At 47.3% G+C, this 14224-nt stretch carries 16 protein-coding genes; 4 read left to right on the top strand and 12 right to left on the bottom strand.

Going from position 1 to position 14224, the window contains the following annotated elements; genetic code table 11:
• Positions 1–33 precede the first annotated feature (33 nt).
• From ABXJ76_RS08380 to ABXJ76_RS08370, 3 genes are all read right to left on the bottom strand, one after another.
• Positions 34–723 carry a hypothetical protein gene (locus ABXJ76_RS08380; protein WP_432745981.1) on the bottom strand — a complete coding sequence of 230 codons (690 nt, stop codon included), beginning with the start codon at positions 721–723 and terminating at the stop codon, positions 34–36.
• Positions 724–964: 241 nt separating this feature from the next.
• A complete protein-coding gene (locus ABXJ76_RS08375) occupies positions 965–1096 on the bottom strand; it encodes a hypothetical protein (protein ID WP_432745979.1) in 132 nt (43 codons plus the stop codon).
• A gap of 297 nt (positions 1097–1393) precedes the next feature.
• A complete protein-coding gene (locus ABXJ76_RS08370; protein WP_432745977.1) occupies positions 1394–1663 on the bottom strand; it encodes a hypothetical protein in 270 nt (89 codons plus the stop codon).
• 145 nt (positions 1664–1808) lie between these two features.
• Between ABXJ76_RS08370 and ABXJ76_RS08365 the strand changes: the two genes are divergently transcribed.
• Positions 1809–1973 carry a hypothetical protein gene (locus ABXJ76_RS08365; RefSeq protein WP_432745975.1) on the top strand — a complete coding sequence of 55 codons (165 nt, stop codon included), beginning with the start codon at positions 1809–1811 and terminating at the stop codon, positions 1971–1973.
• 243 nt (positions 1974–2216) lie between these two features.
• On the opposite strand, the gene ABXJ76_RS08360 is transcribed toward ABXJ76_RS08365, so the two are convergent.
• The 4 genes from ABXJ76_RS08360 to ABXJ76_RS08345 form a co-directional block, all read right to left on the bottom strand.
• Positions 2217–2393, bottom strand: a complete 177-nt coding sequence (locus tag ABXJ76_RS08360) for a hypothetical protein (protein ID WP_432745973.1) — start codon at positions 2391–2393, stop codon at positions 2217–2219.
• Positions 2394–2609: 216 nt separating this feature from the next.
• Positions 2610–3302 (bottom strand): ISL3 family transposase, encoded by a 693-nt coding sequence (locus ABXJ76_RS08355; protein ID WP_432745972.1) that lies wholly within the window; start codon positions 3300–3302, stop codon positions 2610–2612.
• Positions 3303–3566: 264 nt separating this feature from the next.
• A complete protein-coding gene (locus tag ABXJ76_RS08350; RefSeq protein WP_432745970.1) occupies positions 3567–4154 on the bottom strand; it encodes an HNH endonuclease in 588 nt (195 codons plus the stop codon).
• A 162-nt stretch (positions 4155–4316) separates the two neighbouring features.
• On the bottom strand, positions 4317–5102 hold the full coding sequence (locus tag ABXJ76_RS08345; RefSeq protein ID WP_432745968.1) for a DUF3223 domain-containing protein: 786 nt from the start codon (positions 5100–5102) through the stop codon (positions 4317–4319).
• A gap of 117 nt (positions 5103–5219) precedes the next feature.
• Here ABXJ76_RS08345 and ABXJ76_RS08340 point away from each other — a divergent pair, with 117 nt between their 5' ends.
• The 3 genes from ABXJ76_RS08340 (at position 5220) to ABXJ76_RS08330 (ending at position 6276) form a co-directional block, all read left to right on the top strand.
• Complete coding sequence (locus ABXJ76_RS08340) at positions 5220–5432, top strand: hypothetical protein (protein WP_432745966.1); 213 nt, start codon at positions 5220–5222, stop codon at positions 5430–5432.
• Positions 5433–5621 (top strand): hypothetical protein, encoded by a 189-nt coding sequence (locus ABXJ76_RS08335; protein WP_432745965.1) that lies wholly within the window; start codon positions 5433–5435, stop codon positions 5619–5621.
• A gap of 106 nt (positions 5622–5727) precedes the next feature.
• Positions 5728–6276, top strand: coding sequence for a hypothetical protein (locus ABXJ76_RS08330; protein WP_432745963.1), 549 nt, complete (start codon positions 5728–5730; stop codon positions 6274–6276).
• Positions 6277–6443: 167 nt separating this feature from the next.
• Here the strand turns inward: ABXJ76_RS08330 and ABXJ76_RS08325 are convergent, their stop codons facing one another.
• From ABXJ76_RS08325 to smc, 5 genes are all read right to left on the bottom strand, one after another.
• Positions 6444–6782: a hypothetical protein gene (locus ABXJ76_RS08325; RefSeq protein ID WP_432745961.1), complete on the bottom strand. Its 339-nt coding sequence runs from the start codon at positions 6780–6782 to the stop codon at positions 6444–6446.
• Between the two features lie 81 nt (positions 6783–6863).
• Entirely contained in the window at positions 6864–7454 is a 591-nt protein-coding gene (locus ABXJ76_RS08320) for a hypothetical protein (protein WP_432745959.1), read from the bottom strand.
• Positions 7455–7636: 182 nt separating this feature from the next.
• Positions 7637–9643 (bottom strand): helix-hairpin-helix domain-containing protein, encoded by a 2007-nt coding sequence (locus ABXJ76_RS08315; protein ID WP_432745957.1) that lies wholly within the window; start codon positions 9641–9643, stop codon positions 7637–7639.
• Between the two features lie 121 nt (positions 9644–9764).
• Positions 9765–10547 carry a cell division protein ZipA C-terminal FtsZ-binding domain-containing protein gene (locus ABXJ76_RS08310; protein WP_432745955.1) on the bottom strand — a complete coding sequence of 261 codons (783 nt, stop codon included), beginning with the start codon at positions 10545–10547 and terminating at the stop codon, positions 9765–9767.
• Positions 10547–14080, bottom strand: coding sequence for a chromosome segregation protein SMC (gene smc, locus ABXJ76_RS08305; protein WP_432745953.1), 3534 nt, complete (start codon positions 14078–14080; stop codon positions 10547–10549). The genes ABXJ76_RS08310 and smc overlap by 1 nt, the downstream gene beginning before the upstream one ends.
• Positions 14081–14224: the final 144 nt, after the last annotated feature.

The raw sequence follows: 14224 nt of genomic DNA, 5'->3' as shown, positions 1-14224 counted from the left end.
CGGGGTGCAAACCCCGTCCCGCTTGGAGGTTTGTTATATCTCAACCATTGCCAAAGACATCGCTTGCTCTCGATATTTTTCCCCCTTCCCCCACTGTGGGTGACTGGTTCGAAAGCATTGAGCGCTATCAATATCAAAATGCCATAAGCTACGCGGCTTGATTACTTTTATTGTTACTCGGTTCGGAAAGAATTCGCGGATGTATTTATCATACGATGTGCCGGTAACGAATAACATGAGTTCGGGTTGCAGCACCTCGATTTGTGCAAGTAAAAGCTTTTTAGAAAGCGTATTCACTTCATCAAACGATTTGGACTTAACGGGACTTTTCGAGTGATGGCTGACGCACATTAAATTTGACCAGATAATGCTTTCGCCCGAGCACTTTTTCTCGCCATTTAGGGTTGCGCATGCTTTTCTATAAAATTGAAAGAATTTAGACCTCGGATGAGGTTCAGAGAGAAACTTCGCATGTCTTTCTTGTGATGTGACAACATCGTCAAGCTCAAACTTTTGGTTTAATTTCCCGCTGCACGTATTGTTATACCAACCGCGAGTTTCTTTGCCTATAATCATAGTGCGGATATTGCTACTAAAGTAGCTTTCACTGACCGATGGCAGAAAGACAGCAGAATACCCTGGCGAACCATCGTATATGTTGGCTAAGTCATGCTGCGAAAGTACCGACAGATATTTTTCTGCAAGTTGTAGGTTTTTATTCATCTTCTTTTTTCCACGCTTCATCTCGGAGTTTGAGCCCGTTTCGGATCTCAATCAATTGATATCGATTCCAAATCCTGTAAATTCGATTACGCCACCATCGGTAGGGAGCAAGCCAACATACATACGATCAGGAATAATTTTATTTAGCGAGCACAGTTCTGTAGGTCGGAATAAGCCGGTTTGAGCAACAGCGAAAACAGGCGAATCCGGAAACGCCACCTCGCGCTACGCTTGGGTGGTCTTATTCCGGCCTACCCAACAACGCCAAATATTCCTCTTCACTGATAACCCGCACACCCTTTTCCGTGGCGGCGGCGATTTTTGCTGCACCCACATCCGAACCGGCAACCAGAAAATTGGTCTTCCCAGCCATGTAGGTCGGGTTAGCTTATTGAGCGTAGCGAGATAACGTAACCCGACATAGACAGTAAAATGTATGCTTTTGTCGGGTTACGCTATCGCTAACCCGACCTACGAGGCTCGCCCAACCATATGCTTGCCCGAAGGCATTAACTGAAAAACCTCATCAACAAGCCCAGCTAATTGTTTAAACTTATCCGCAGCCATGTAGGTCGGGTTAGCGTAGCGTACGTAACCCGACACATCGAAGCCCATAAATGTCGGGTTACGCTATAGCTAACCCGGTATCTACGGAACTAAACACACAAAATTATACCGCTTTCCAAGTAAGCCCGTCATCAATACCTGCTATAGGTTCTATCCTTATACCGTTAAATCTATTTGTTTTATAGACACCCGCTTGGGCAAACATAATGTGTATGTTGAAATCCAACAGTATTGTTTCTGGCTTTCTGCCATTTGTTTCTTCGTAATCATTAATGTAATTATCCAATGCATTAAGCAAGTCATCCACACCAACACTAGCGCTGCTATTACTCTCAGATTTCTTGCTACCAAACAAACTACTAAATAGTCCCATCTTCTATCTCCTATTGTAAATATTTGTTTTTAAGCATAACGCCGTGTTAAGGCGCAAGCCGCCAACAAAATAATGATGAAACCGCACAATTCGTATATGGCGGATTGTCGCACTTGAACTAAGAGTTATACTTGAGGACTAAATAATGCCAAAAACAGTAGATGAAAAAGCAAAAGAAGTTTGCCAAAAACTAAAATTACCGGAAGCCGGTCCAGCCTTTAGCGCAATCCGATTAGCGCTGAAAGAGCAAGATAGAGATACACGCCATGCTTGTGCGGAAGCGGTACAGCAGATTCATTCGAGACGGTAATTGACTGGAAATGCACAAAGAATCACGATGCAATCATTGCCACGTTAGATTGGAATGACAAAAAACCAGCAATACCTGTATGGTGCCCGCTACGCTATAACGTGGAGCTAACCGGGCGCGGCTCGGAAAGCTGAACAATGAAACCGCATTATAACCGCGCTCCGGTTGAGCGCCCTGTTAGGCTGAATGCATGATTGCAAGACTTGACCCCGTGTTTTCAGGGTTAGGCCAACAATCTATACACTATGTAAGTGTTCCATCTTTTTTGGTTGGTTTAATGCGTGCCCCACCTGATAGCTTATTGTTTTGTTTGGTGGAAAGAACTCTAAGGACAGCCATCTCTTTATGAAACGCATCGAATTTGTCGGCAAGCTCCTGATCGGCAAAATGTTCTTTTGTGACTTCACAAATATATTCCACTTTGCTTATATCGATTTTATGGGCGATGATGAAACTTTTGACGATAACAGAAAATGTTAAAGGTGCCTTATGGTCGATTTGGCACTCTTCCCACTCGACAATTTCATTTGTAATTGCACACTTGACGGGTCTATTTTCAAATCGTTAATAACTGGGGTCAGGTACAAGTTATTTGGCTCTTCCCGATTTCGTGGGGTGACCACTACATGTGTAGTGTTAGGCATAGCCAAATACCCGCCTACCTTCAACATCAAGCCAGATATGCTGGAATAGCCGACCTAAGTCATATATTCCATAACAACGCCGTTTGATGACTTTGATTTTGTTATTGAGACCCTCAACAAAACCACTCGATTGCCGTTGAATGAAATAATTGGTGATTTCATCCATCCACTTCCGTAATGTTCCCACAAACGAATCAAAGCAACTCAGTTCCAGTTCTTGAGCCTGTTTAATCCAGGCTTCCAGCTCTATTACAGCCTGCGCTTTAGTCAAGGGTCTATTAAAAATAGAGGTCATGACTTCTCTGAAAATATAAACTTGCTGAAGCATGGGTGAATAACGAAACAACATTAACAGCGGCACCTGTTGTTCCTCGGTTAAATCCACCCAACGCTTCCGAAATAGCCACATCACGCCTTTGAGTTCGGCATACTCTTTATCGGACAGGGTCTTTTTAAGGACCTGCATTTCCTGCTTTCTGGCCTTGTCTGCGCAGCCGCGGTAATTTTTGGCAACATGAAACCGATCAACGATGACCGCAACCCCCGATAAGGCCTCATAAACAGCGTTGCTATAACCTTCGTACATATCAACGCAGACCCGCTGGATAGTGGCTTTTTGCGGCGCTGGAATAGCCGCCAAAAAAGCTTTAACGGTGTCTTTCTTTCGATCAGGCAGAACCGCCAATATGTAATAACTGGGGTCAGGTACAAGTTATTTAAATAACTTGTACCTGACCCCAGTTATTACACCAGTTATTACAGTTATTACATCTGCAATTTCAGTAATGTACTCACCAGACGTTTTTGGAGGGGTACTCACTGCCTCTGTGAATGATTGCGGGGTCGATATTGGCCAGATTTCAAATAGCTTGCGGTAGATATTCATAGTCTTTGCTACCTAACGTAAAAGTGAGGGGCTGCGCGCTTTTGCGCCCTCTCGATTGCCGGGTTAGGCATTTGCCCAGACCTGATAACGAAGCAACTCAATAAGAAGTGCGCGCGCAGACTCTCGATTTTCGATCAATTTTTGCCGGTAGTCTCGGTTGGCGGTACGTCGTTGTGCCTCGAAGCGCAGATCAGGGCTGGAACCAAGCGACATGGTGAACGCTCGATTTAGAGGGCCAATGAATTCGGTGAGCCTCTTGCCATAGAACTCGCCCATCTCCAATGATTGAACAAGTTCGACAAGCTCCCCAACTCGGCTTTGGATTTCACCAACATCTTCTTCGCCTGATACAACGGTTTCAAGGAAAAGTTGCCGGGTGTAAATCGGGTGGAACTGAGGCTTTAGGATTGCCGGATCTTTGTATTTTCTGAACAGTTGCAGTTTCGGAATCTCGATCTTTCGCGTAGGGTTGTGCTGATCACGAAGGTGACAGTTTGGACACAGCGGCAAGAGATTTGATAGCTCGTTGTGCGAAGCGTCTTCGTCAATGTGATGTAGATGTGGACGGTCGCCACCACAAACAGCACAGCGATGGTCATACTCGTCGAGTAGGGCATCTTTGGTCTTTTTCGGTATCGTCTCGCGCATCATGACACTCCTGTATGCCTAACGTGGAGCTAACCGGGCGCGGCTCGGAAAGCTGAACAATGAAACCGCATTATAACCGCGCTCCGGTTGAGCGCCCTGTTAGGCTGAATGCATGATTGCAAGACTTGACCCCGTGTTTTCAGGGTTAGGCCAACAATCTATACACTATGTAAGTGTTCCATCTTTTTTGGTTGGTTTAATGCGTGCCCCACCTGATAGCTTATTGTTTTGTTTGGTGGAAAGAACTCTAAGGACAGCCATCTCTTTATGAAACGCATCGAATTTGTCGGCAAGCTCCTGATCGGCAAAATGTTCTTTTGTGACTTCACAAATATATTCCACTTTGCTTATATCGATTTTATGGGCGATGATGAAACTTTTGACGATAACAGAAAATGTTAAAGGTGCCTTATGGTCGATTTGGCACTCTTCCCACTCGACAATTTCATTTGTAATTGCACACTTGACGGGTCTATTTTCAAATCGTTGTTTTTTAAATTCACGCAACCGTTCAGCGACAAGGTGACGGCAAGCCCTTGAAAAGCGTTGGCTGTCGGATACACTGCCGTTAATTGCAAGTAGGTAACTAAAAAGCTGTTTTTCTTTGCCATACATACAATAAAAACACTTTGTACTTCTAAACTCTGGATGATAATCAACTTTAACAGAGTTTATATGTTCGCCAGTTTCGTATCCATAATCCTGTATTTGTTCCCTTATTTGTTGGACTAAAAGCATGACGTTTATTTTCTCGCCGTCGCATTCTGATTCGTAAGCCTTTATCTCTTCCCTAATAAAATCCATATAAACGAGATCCACAACATTTGTGTAATCCTCGTCATTTAACGTTTCGCCAACTTCGTAAGAATTTAAAATATCTTTGTAAAATGCCAACGCTTTGGACTTTGAGCCAAAGGTCTTATCGCCTATGGTAATAGAATATCTACTCATGCTTCCTTTTAACTGCCTAACGCAGAGCTAACCGGGCGCGACACCGGGAAGACAAGCAATGAATCCGTCGCATCCGAGCGCTCCGGTTGAGCGCATGGTTATACGTGGGATTAACATATGACAGTTTATACGCAATGCGAACATAACCGAATTAATGCAAGAGAATATCCTGGAACCAGGCAATTATGTGTTTCCTGCGATCAGCCTACAGGACGATGCGAAGAGGATTCCATCTATCTTGAACCTGAATTTGAACATCAAGGCTCACTTGGCCCATTGTGCGAAGAATGCGCCGAAGACAGGATGCACCCGAATAATGAGGCGTTATAAATGAAAACAGAGCAAGAATTAGCGCAAGAACGGGAATATAGGACAGCCAATTACTTAGTCTCCACATTAGCTAATATGTGCGCCGGATCACCAAACAAGATTATTGACATATTGACCGGATATTTATGGGATGAGGAAGAAGCTGGCAAAATTAAGGTTGCAAACATGACTGGATATGACGATGTATAACGCCGTGTTAAGCGGAAAGCCGCTACACGGTGAACTTTAACAACAAACGAACTTCGGGCGGCTTTTCCGCTTGAACTAAGAGTTATACATTTTTTTTTGAGATTATATGAAAGCACTGAATTTAGCTAATAGCAGCACGACCAACAAGCGCAGGGAGTTGGATTACTACCCAACACCGCCGGACGTAACACACGCGCTTATGCGGTTTTTGGACTTTAATAACTGCCGGATATGGGAACCAGCTTGCGGTGATGGCGCAATGGCTGAAGTGCTAAAAATGTATGTGCATGATGTGATTTGTAGCGACCTGAGAGAAACAGGCTATGGCGAGGGCGGCGTGGATTTTTTGACAGAAAGCCGAGATTGCGACGCGATCATTACCAACCCGCCGTTCAACGTGAGCGAGGATTTTATTCGGCACGCCCTGACTCAGGCCGGAACGGTAGCAATGGTTTTGAAGTCGCAATACTGGCACGCAAAGAAACGCTCTGCATTGTTCAAAGAATTTCCGCCAGCCTATGTTTTGCCGTTGACGTGGCGACCCGATTTTATGGGCGGGGAACGTGGCGGAGCACCGACGATGGAAGTGCATTGGACGGTTTGGATTTCCAGTGAAACTGACACCAAATACCGGATATTGGGACGTGGTGTATAACGTAGAGCTAACCGGGCGCGGCTCGGAAAGCTGAAAAAACAAAACCGTAGTATAACCGCGCTCCGGTTGAGCGCTGGGTTAGGCATTTAACTTTACTCTGACCCCAGTTATTCTGCTCTGACCCCAGTTATTCTTGCTTGTTACGGCATGCCTAATGCGTAGGGCAATTAGCGCCTTTTATCCTTTTTCCTTTCTTCATCGACATCATCTAAAAATTTCGCAGTGGCTTTTACTGTGTCGGTATAACGTTCCCTCGCTAACTCATTTTCAATCCTGAGCCGTTCTTTATAAGCCTTGGCATCGATGAGTTTTTGCTCAGGGGTACGTTTGTCAATGTTATCGCATACCATTCCTTTATCTTTTAGTGACTGAATTTCTTGCTGTCCTTGCTGAGTTTCAGTGCTTGCGTATTGAACTAAACCTGATACATCCTTACATTTAATAATTTCTGCATGAACTTGAGAAAAGCCCAAAGTGTACAAAAGCAGTACGATTTGTTTTTTCATAATACTCCGGGTCTAACGTAAAATTGAGGGGCAGGCCGCTTCTGGCCTGTCCCTCTCGAATGCAAGGTTGGGCGTCTCGGCTCAATCATTTTTCCAGATAACGTTCCCAGGGCCATTTGAGCCGGGAAACTGCCATCCCATATGTGTAACTGTATTGATAACCGAACATGCCAGATCAGTAGCATGCCTTTGCACTTGGTTTATATACAGGTGATCTATAGCGGTTTCAAACACCTCATTCTGGCGATTTACAAAAAATGGAACTGAGGCTCCATTAGAGTCAGGCAATCGCCATGACCCGTGGCAAAGGACGTTCCGAATTTTTGAAGCATTTCGTAGATCAAGAAGAAGTTCATCGATGCCAATAATGGCCTTTGGATAATCGCGTACGGCCTTTCCAAACGTATCAATCAAGCTACCAAGCGTATCACTCAGCGTGCGTTCTAGTTTAGGAAGCCATTCGGCGTAAGCCTGCTGAAGTTCATGCTCCTCGTATGGCTTTGTTGCAGTAAACGAAAAAATCGCCTTCGTTAATGCCTCTTCTAGAAACCCAAAGGTCGCAACAGCACGACCAAGGCTCTCCCAAAATAGTGCATCGTGTCCTTGCGTTGGAAACTTCTCTGGCAAAGCCCCGTGGTTAATAACATATCCATTCTGCCTATCGTTAATCATGCGCTTCTCCTAGGTAAGATGCCCAACGTAATATATACGACACTGATTGTCGTATAAAAAATCTAATTTGTCGTATATTCTTCATAAACCCATCTAATGATTTGTTTTTATTAAACCTAATTTACAGCAACAGGACATGCCGCACAAACAAATGCGACACCATCGAATCGACGCTCTAAAACTTACTGCTTCAACAACGCCAAATATTCCTCTTCGCTGATCACCTGCACGCCCTTTTCCGTAGCGGCAGTAATTTTAGCGGCACCCACATCGGAACCGGTAACCAGGAAATCGGTTTTTCCGGTAACCGAGCTGCCCACTTTTGCGCCCAAGCGCTTGGCTTCCTTGCTCATGTCATCGCGTTTGCCGTGGATCATGGTGCCGGTAAAGACGATGGTTTTGCCGGAAATCGGGCTGATGTTTTGCGGCTCATCGGCGATTAACGGCGTTGGGATCAAATTAAAACCCAGATCGTAGATTTGCCTGAAATCGGCTTTGATTTTTGCCAGACATTCGACCACGGCGGCGCTGGTTTTCTCGGCAAAACCTTCGATATTCATTACGTCTTCAATAGTCAGCTTGAAAATATCGATCAGATGATGATGTTGCAGCAGGCGTTCGCAATTGCCCAGCCCCATTCGGTAAATGCCGAAAGCACCCAGAAAGCGCCAGTCTTCGATCGCTTCGGTTTTGCTGCGTTGCAATTGCTCGAGCAGGTTTTGCGCGGTTTTGTCGCCAAAACCCATGTCCTGCAATTGCGCCAGATCCAGCTGATAAACGGCATAAACCGAGTTGATGCCGGAAGCGTGCAGTTTTTCTACGGTTTTTTGCCCGAAACCGTCGACATTCGCCAGGGTTCTGAAAAAATGCTCGATGGTGTTTTCAATCTGCGCGGGGCATTTTGTGGTGTTCAGGCAATAAAGATAATCGCCGTCCCAAACCAATTCGCTGCCGCAACTGGGGCAATGCTGGGGGATTTGCGGTTCTTTCGGAATAATGACCCGCTCGATTTTGGGTATCACTAAGCCTGAACGGGTTAATTCAATCAATGTACCTTTACCTATACCCAGCTCCTTGACCATGCCGTAATGATGAGCCGTCGCCCTGGAAATCACCGCGCCGCTAAGTTTGGTCGGCGTCAGTTCTGCAACCGGATTGACCCGGCCGGAACGGGAGGTTTGCGGGGTGACTTTCAGCACGATCACTTCGGCGGTTTCGACATTGCTTTTATAGGCGATTTGCCAGCGGTGGTGGTGCCGCGTTGCACCTAGGTACTGTTTCAACTGGTCATTGCCGACCAGCTCGAAAACGACGCCGTCCACGTCATAATCGACTAACGTGTAGACTGTTTCGATGACATGGTCGAAATCGGTCAGCACTTCGGCCGCCGTGCCTTGCCAAGCGGGTAACTGGGAGAATGGAAAAAAAACTGCCGCATGATTTTGTATCGCGTCTAAAGCGTGTTGCTCCAGCTCTTTTTCTTTAATGATACTGGCCTGAAAATTCCGGGAATTTTCAAAATAATCGGCCAAATGGCTGTTGAAATAAGTTTGGCTGACTACGATTTCACCTGCGCCTTGCCCTCGCTTGCCATTGCCGCCGACTTTCAAGCCGCGCTCGAAAACCCGGCTAATATCGGTGCCTTTGCGGCCATCGCCGCGCGTATACAGTATTTTTCCGTCATCGTAAGCCGCATAGCCGTCCAGCTTGGGCGTGGCCCGGATCATCAGGGTGGAAAAACCCACATTACAGTCCTCGGCAATTGCTCCCTGCATTGCTCTACCTCCTGCATCCATGCAGTCGTCAGCGGCTTTTTCCAGTCGCGACAGCCATTTTTCAATGCCGCTTTTGCTGTAGGTTTTGTCCGTCGAGAGCATAGGTTCCGGCAACACGATGGTCTTGCCGATAAAGCCGACTTCCGGTTCAACGGTTTCTAAATACGGATGCTGCGGGTGGCGTTTTTGCAGTTCTGCCAGGAAAATGAAGTCATAATCCGCATCGGAAATAAACGGTTCACCGCTACGGTACAGGGCATTGCACACTTGCAAAAACTCATGCAGCTGGTCGTCGGTCAGTTGATTGAGGTTGGCCTGTGTTGCGATTTGAGCGATACGCTCAGGAGATAAGTGGGTTGATTCCAGGTCGGCTTGCTTAAGAATCTTTAACTGGGTTTTGCTAAGGGAGGACATTTATATAATCTGGACAGAAAATAACGTTGTAGTTGTAGGTCGGGTTAGCGGTAGCGTAACCCGACAATTTGAGCGTAAAAGTCGGGTTACGCTACCGCTAACCCGACCTACGATCATAAAGTCACAAACTCTGCCGAATGGCCTGAACGGTCGTATCGGTCAGCGGCTGTCTTCTATGGTCAAGAATCACGCCATCCAATTGATCGGCCAACAAGTGAATGGTTTCTACGTAGTCGTCAAAAACGGCCGGTGCATCATCCAATGCTTCCGGCTGCATAAAAAATACAATACCGGGACAGTAAAACTGATCTAAATCTTTATCCGGAAAAGTGCCCGGCTCGACAATACAGGCCACGCCATAATCGACCAAACGGTTTTCATCCAGACGTTCAAATATTTTTAAACTGCCGTATTCAAGGCCGACCATTTCAAAAGCTTCAATCAAATCAACGCCGTTAAAATCCTCATCCGCCTTGGTAATAATGCTGAACTGAATAATCGCCGGTGCGGCAGCACGTGACGGCGGCTCTACAGGCTTATTCTGCTGACGGTCATGGTAGCCATCATCATCATTATCATCATTATCATCATTATCATCATTATCATCATTATCATCATTATCATCATCGTCATCTTCTTCATAATAATATCGCTCCGATTTATCATGCGTCTGATGAGCGCCGATACTGCTATTTGCCTCGGCCAGCGGGATCATATCATCATCGTCGTCTTCCCCAAGGCTTTCGGCAGCCGACAGTTCATCGTCATAGTCGACCTCATCGTCATCGTAAACTTCCATGCCTTCCCGGGCTTGCTTATGCTTTATAAAAGTCCAAGCCAACATGCCGATAACGACAACCATACCGGTTGCAATAATTACAATTCTTAATATTTCTTTATCCATTAGATTTCCGCCAGACTCACTGCTTCTTCAATATCAACTGCGACCATCCGGGACACGCCCGGCTCTTTCATAGTAACACCTGCCAGCTGTTTTGCAATTTCCATAGTTACTTTGTTATGGGAAATATACAAAAACTGCACAGATGCCGACATCTCTTCGACCATTTTTGAAAACCGTCCCACATTAGCGTCATCGAGCGGTGCATCGACTTCGTCCAGCAAACAAAACGGCGCCGGATTAAGTTCGAATATCGAAAACACCAAGGCTACAGCCGTTAATGCTTTCTCTCCACCGGACAACAAATGTATGGAGCTGTTTTTCTTACCGGGAGGCCTGGCAATAATATTGACCCCCGCTTCCAATTCATCCTGATCGGTCAATTCCAGATAAGCATGACCGCCGCCGAATAATTTAGGAAATTTTTCCTGCAAACCGGTGTTTATTTTATCGAACGTTTCCTTAAAACGCAGCCGACTTTCTTTATCGATCTTGCTGATAGCCTGATCCAGCGTCTGCAATGCCTCGATTAAATCGGCATGTTGCTCATTCAGAAAATTCATCCGCTCGGACTGCGCCTTGTATTCTTCTATCGCGGTCAGGTTAATGGTACCTAATCTTTCGATTTGAGCCAACAAGTCGTCAACCGTTGTTTTCCAGCGCTGTTCTTCGGCCTGTTCCGGCAAGCTTTGCAACACCAATTCGACATCTGCATCGATTTCGTTAAGCTGCTCGTTGACGGTTTGTGATCGTACCTTGCTTTCCTGCAATTCAAAACGAATCGTATCCAGCGCTTCTTTTTGCTGTTCCAAGGCGCGCTGTGTCCGGATATGCTCTTCGGATAGCCCGGTTATTTGAGCTTCAAGATCTTCCTGGAGCTGGCGTTGTTGTTTCAGTCGACTCTCCAACCGTTCCTTATCGACAACCTTCTGCTCCAGCTGCTTTTTTTCGTCAGCCATTGGCGTCAACGTTTGTTGCAGATTAAGCTCCAGATCGGCGATGCGTTCAACCGATTGTTGATGTTGCAGCTTTAAACGGTCCAGCTGTTTGCCGGTTAAAGTTTCGGAAGAACGCAGCGATTCCATCTGCGACTTGAGGCTGTAAACCTGTAGTCTGGCTTCATTGGCGGCTTGATCGATACGCTGTTGCCGGGATTGCAAGTCCTGATTTAACGCGTCCAGAGTTTGTTTTTTTTGCTCCTGTTCGGACATGCTCTGCTCGGCCTGTTCGAGCGACAACTGGGCTTCGGCGAGAGTCTCGGCATTGTCAGCGGTCTCGCGGCTTAACTCGTCAATATCGTTACAAACCTGATCCAGTCGGCGTTGTTGATGCTCGAGTCTGGCAGATTGCGCGCTGAATTCGGCGCTTTTGACCGACAGCTCAGCACCTAAGTTGTTGTCCTGCTGCTGTATCGACTCTCGCGTGACTTCGGCATCTTTCAAGCCGGTTTCGGCGGTTTCCAGCTGGTCTTCAAAGGTCTCAATGTCGACATGCAATTCTTGTTGCCGTTGCTTTAACAGGCGCAAGTCTTTTTCGCGTTGCAACACCCCGGTTTTGCTGTCTTTGGCGCGGATGATTCTGATCCAGCCGGAGCCGAACCAGGTGCCGTCCGGGGTGATGACCGATTCATAGGCTTGCAGTTGGGCGGATAAAGCTCTCGCCGTTTCGGCATCATCGACGCAGTAAATCCCGGCCAGTAAATTGCTCAAATCCCACGGCGCTTTTACCTTATCCAGCAAGTTTGTGGGGGCGACGCAAGGCGCCCATTCTGCCCGCTGGGCGCCTTGCGTCGCCCCCACAGATTGGGTCTCAATCAGCATTAACGATTCATCGGTCAAACGCTGCAAGCCCGGAATAATCTGGTCGGCGCTCTCAATGCAAATCGCCTCAAGGTAACTGCCCAACACCGTTTCAACCGCCGTATCCCAGCCTGCTTGCACATCCAGAAACTCGGCAAGTCGCCGGTTTTCGACCAAATCCACGGACGCCAGCCAGGCACTCAGCTGCTTGTTATCCTTCCCCATCGCATGTTGCTGCAATAATTCCAGCGAGGTGATTTTGCCTTTGACGCTTTGCATTTCCGAGCGGCGCGTATGCAATGCTTCATGATACCGCTTGACCTGCTGCCGCAGCTCGCGTATCTGCTGATGCCGGTCTTCAAGCTGCTGGTGCAACTCCTCGCGCTGCGTCTCAATGATTTCGATGCCGCTATCCAGCGATTCGATCTCGCTTTGCAAATCGTTGGACTCCAGCTCACTACGCTCGCCGTGCAACTTATCCAGACGGATTTGCAGCTGGCGATTCTGGTTTTCCAGCTGCACGGTTTTTACCCGCTGCACCTCGGCCTGCTCTTTATAGCTGGCACTGGTCGTCCGGTACGCTTCCCACTGCGCCTGCCAGACACTTTTTTGCTGCTGCACTTCCTGCTGGCCGTATAAAACGTCTTCCTGCCTTTCCTCGGCAACAATTAGCGTTTCTTCCGCTTCAAACAGAGCCTCTTTGATCTGTTCCAATTGCTGCACATCGGCTTCGAGTTCTGTTAACGACTGGTCTGCCTGCTGGCGTAAGCGGTTAATTTCAACGGCGCTTTGTTCGCGACTGCTTTCGCTGTGCTTGATGGTCTGCTCAAGACCGCTGACTTCGGCGACAATCTGGTAATAATCGCCCTGTGAGCTGTTGGTCTGCTGCAGCTGAGTCTTATATGCCTCGCGTTTGGCTTCGATGTTGCTATCGATGTCGCGCAACGCGACAAACAGGCGGTTATGTTCGTGAGCCACCGCCTGCAATTTTTCATCCAGTTGCTTTGCGGCCTGATGATACGTATTCCAACGCATCGCCAGCAACTCTACCTTGAATTGGCGTTCCTGTTTTTTAAGACCGGTATATTTTTCGGCTTTTTCGGCTTGCTTTTGCAGATGCTTGATTTGTTTTTCGACTTCGTCGCGCAAATCGTCCAGCCGCTCCAGATTCTCGCGGGTATGCCTCATCCGGGTTTCGGTTTCACTGCGGCGTTCCTTGTACTTGGATACGCCCGCCGCTTCCTCGATATGAACCCTTAAGTCATCCGGCTTGGCTTCAACCATGCGGGAAATGGTGCCCTGCTCGATAATCGCATAACTGCGCGAACCTAAGCCGGTACCCAAAAAGATGTCGGTGATATCCTTACGACGGCAACGCGAACCGTTCAGCATAAACACCGAGGTACCGTCACGACTGACCTGGCGTTTGATCGCGATAGTATCGTATTGCGAATATTCGCCGCCCAGCTTGCCTTCGGTGTTGTTAAAAACCAGCTCGACCGAAGCCGTACTGACCGGTTTCCGTCCCGATGAGCCGTTAAAGATCACGTCAGCCATACTGCCGCCGCGCAAATGTTTGGCCGAACTTTCGCCCATCACCCAGCGCACTGCGTCAATAATATTGGACTTGCCGCAGCCATTCGGCCCGACAATGGCGGTCAGGTTACCGCTGATCGGTATGACCGTGGTATCAACAAAGGATTTGAAACCCGAAAGCTTGATTTTTTCCAGTTTCATCAATGTCCTTGCGGGTCTGAAACCTCCCCTTCTGGGGAATTATTTAAGTTTGACAGCCATGCACTCGCATCGCTATCCTGTTGGTAACCCCCTGTTTCAGATCGCTACCGAGCAACCTTAACCTCATGGGGAGAGCAAACCCAC

Source organism: Methylobacter arcticus, from assembly GCF_050917435.1.
Taxonomy (GTDB): domain Bacteria; phylum Pseudomonadota; class Gammaproteobacteria; order Methylococcales; family Methylomonadaceae; genus Methylobacter_A; species Methylobacter_A titanis.
The sequence above is the reverse complement of the archived record's forward strand: the minus strand, read 5'-3'. Positions and strand labels throughout refer to the sequence as shown.

Bases quoted from the DNA above. Each gene is read 5' to 3' on its own strand.
- ABXJ76_RS08335 (WP_432745965.1), top strand. From the start codon at position 5,433: ATGAAAACAGAGCAAGAATTAGCGCAAGAACGGGAATATAGGACAGCC.
- ABXJ76_RS08330 (WP_432745963.1), top strand. From the start codon at position 5,728: ATGAAAGCACTGAATTTAGCTAATAGCAGCACGACCAACAAGCGCAGG.
- ABXJ76_RS08370 (WP_432745977.1), bottom strand. From the start codon at position 1,663: ATGGGACTATTTAGTAGTTTGTTTGGTAGCAAGAAATCTGAGAGTAAT.
- ABXJ76_RS08325 (WP_432745961.1), bottom strand. From the start codon at position 6,782: ATGAAAAAACAAATCGTACTGCTTTTGTACACTTTGGGCTTTTCTCAA.
- ABXJ76_RS08320 (WP_432745959.1), bottom strand. From the start codon at position 7,454: ATGATTAACGATAGGCAGAATGGATATGTTATTAACCACGGGGCTTTG.
- ABXJ76_RS08365 (WP_432745975.1), top strand. From the start codon at position 1,809: ATGCCAAAAACAGTAGATGAAAAAGCAAAAGAAGTTTGCCAAAAACTA.
- ABXJ76_RS08345 (WP_432745968.1), bottom strand. From the start codon at position 5,102: ATGAGTAGATATTCTATTACCATAGGCGATAAGACCTTTGGCTCAAAG.
- ABXJ76_RS08380 (WP_432745981.1), bottom strand. From the start codon at position 723: ATGAATAAAAACCTACAACTTGCAGAAAAATATCTGTCGGTACTTTCG.
- ABXJ76_RS08350 (WP_432745970.1), bottom strand. From the start codon at position 4,154: ATGATGCGCGAGACGATACCGAAAAAGACCAAAGATGCCCTACTCGAC.
- smc (WP_432745953.1), bottom strand. From the start codon at position 14,080: ATGAAACTGGAAAAAATCAAGCTTTCGGGTTTCAAATCCTTTGTTGAT.
- ABXJ76_RS08310 (WP_432745955.1), bottom strand. From the start codon at position 10,547: ATGGATAAAGAAATATTAAGAATTGTAATTATTGCAACCGGTATGGTT.
- ABXJ76_RS08315 (WP_432745957.1), bottom strand. From the start codon at position 9,643: ATGTCCTCCCTTAGCAAAACCCAGTTAAAGATTCTTAAGCAAGCCGAC.
- ABXJ76_RS08340 (WP_432745966.1), top strand. From the start codon at position 5,220: ATGACAGTTTATACGCAATGCGAACATAACCGAATTAATGCAAGAGAA.
- ABXJ76_RS08375 (WP_432745979.1), bottom strand. From the start codon at position 1,096: ATGGCTGGGAAGACCAATTTTCTGGTTGCCGGTTCGGATGTGGGTGCA.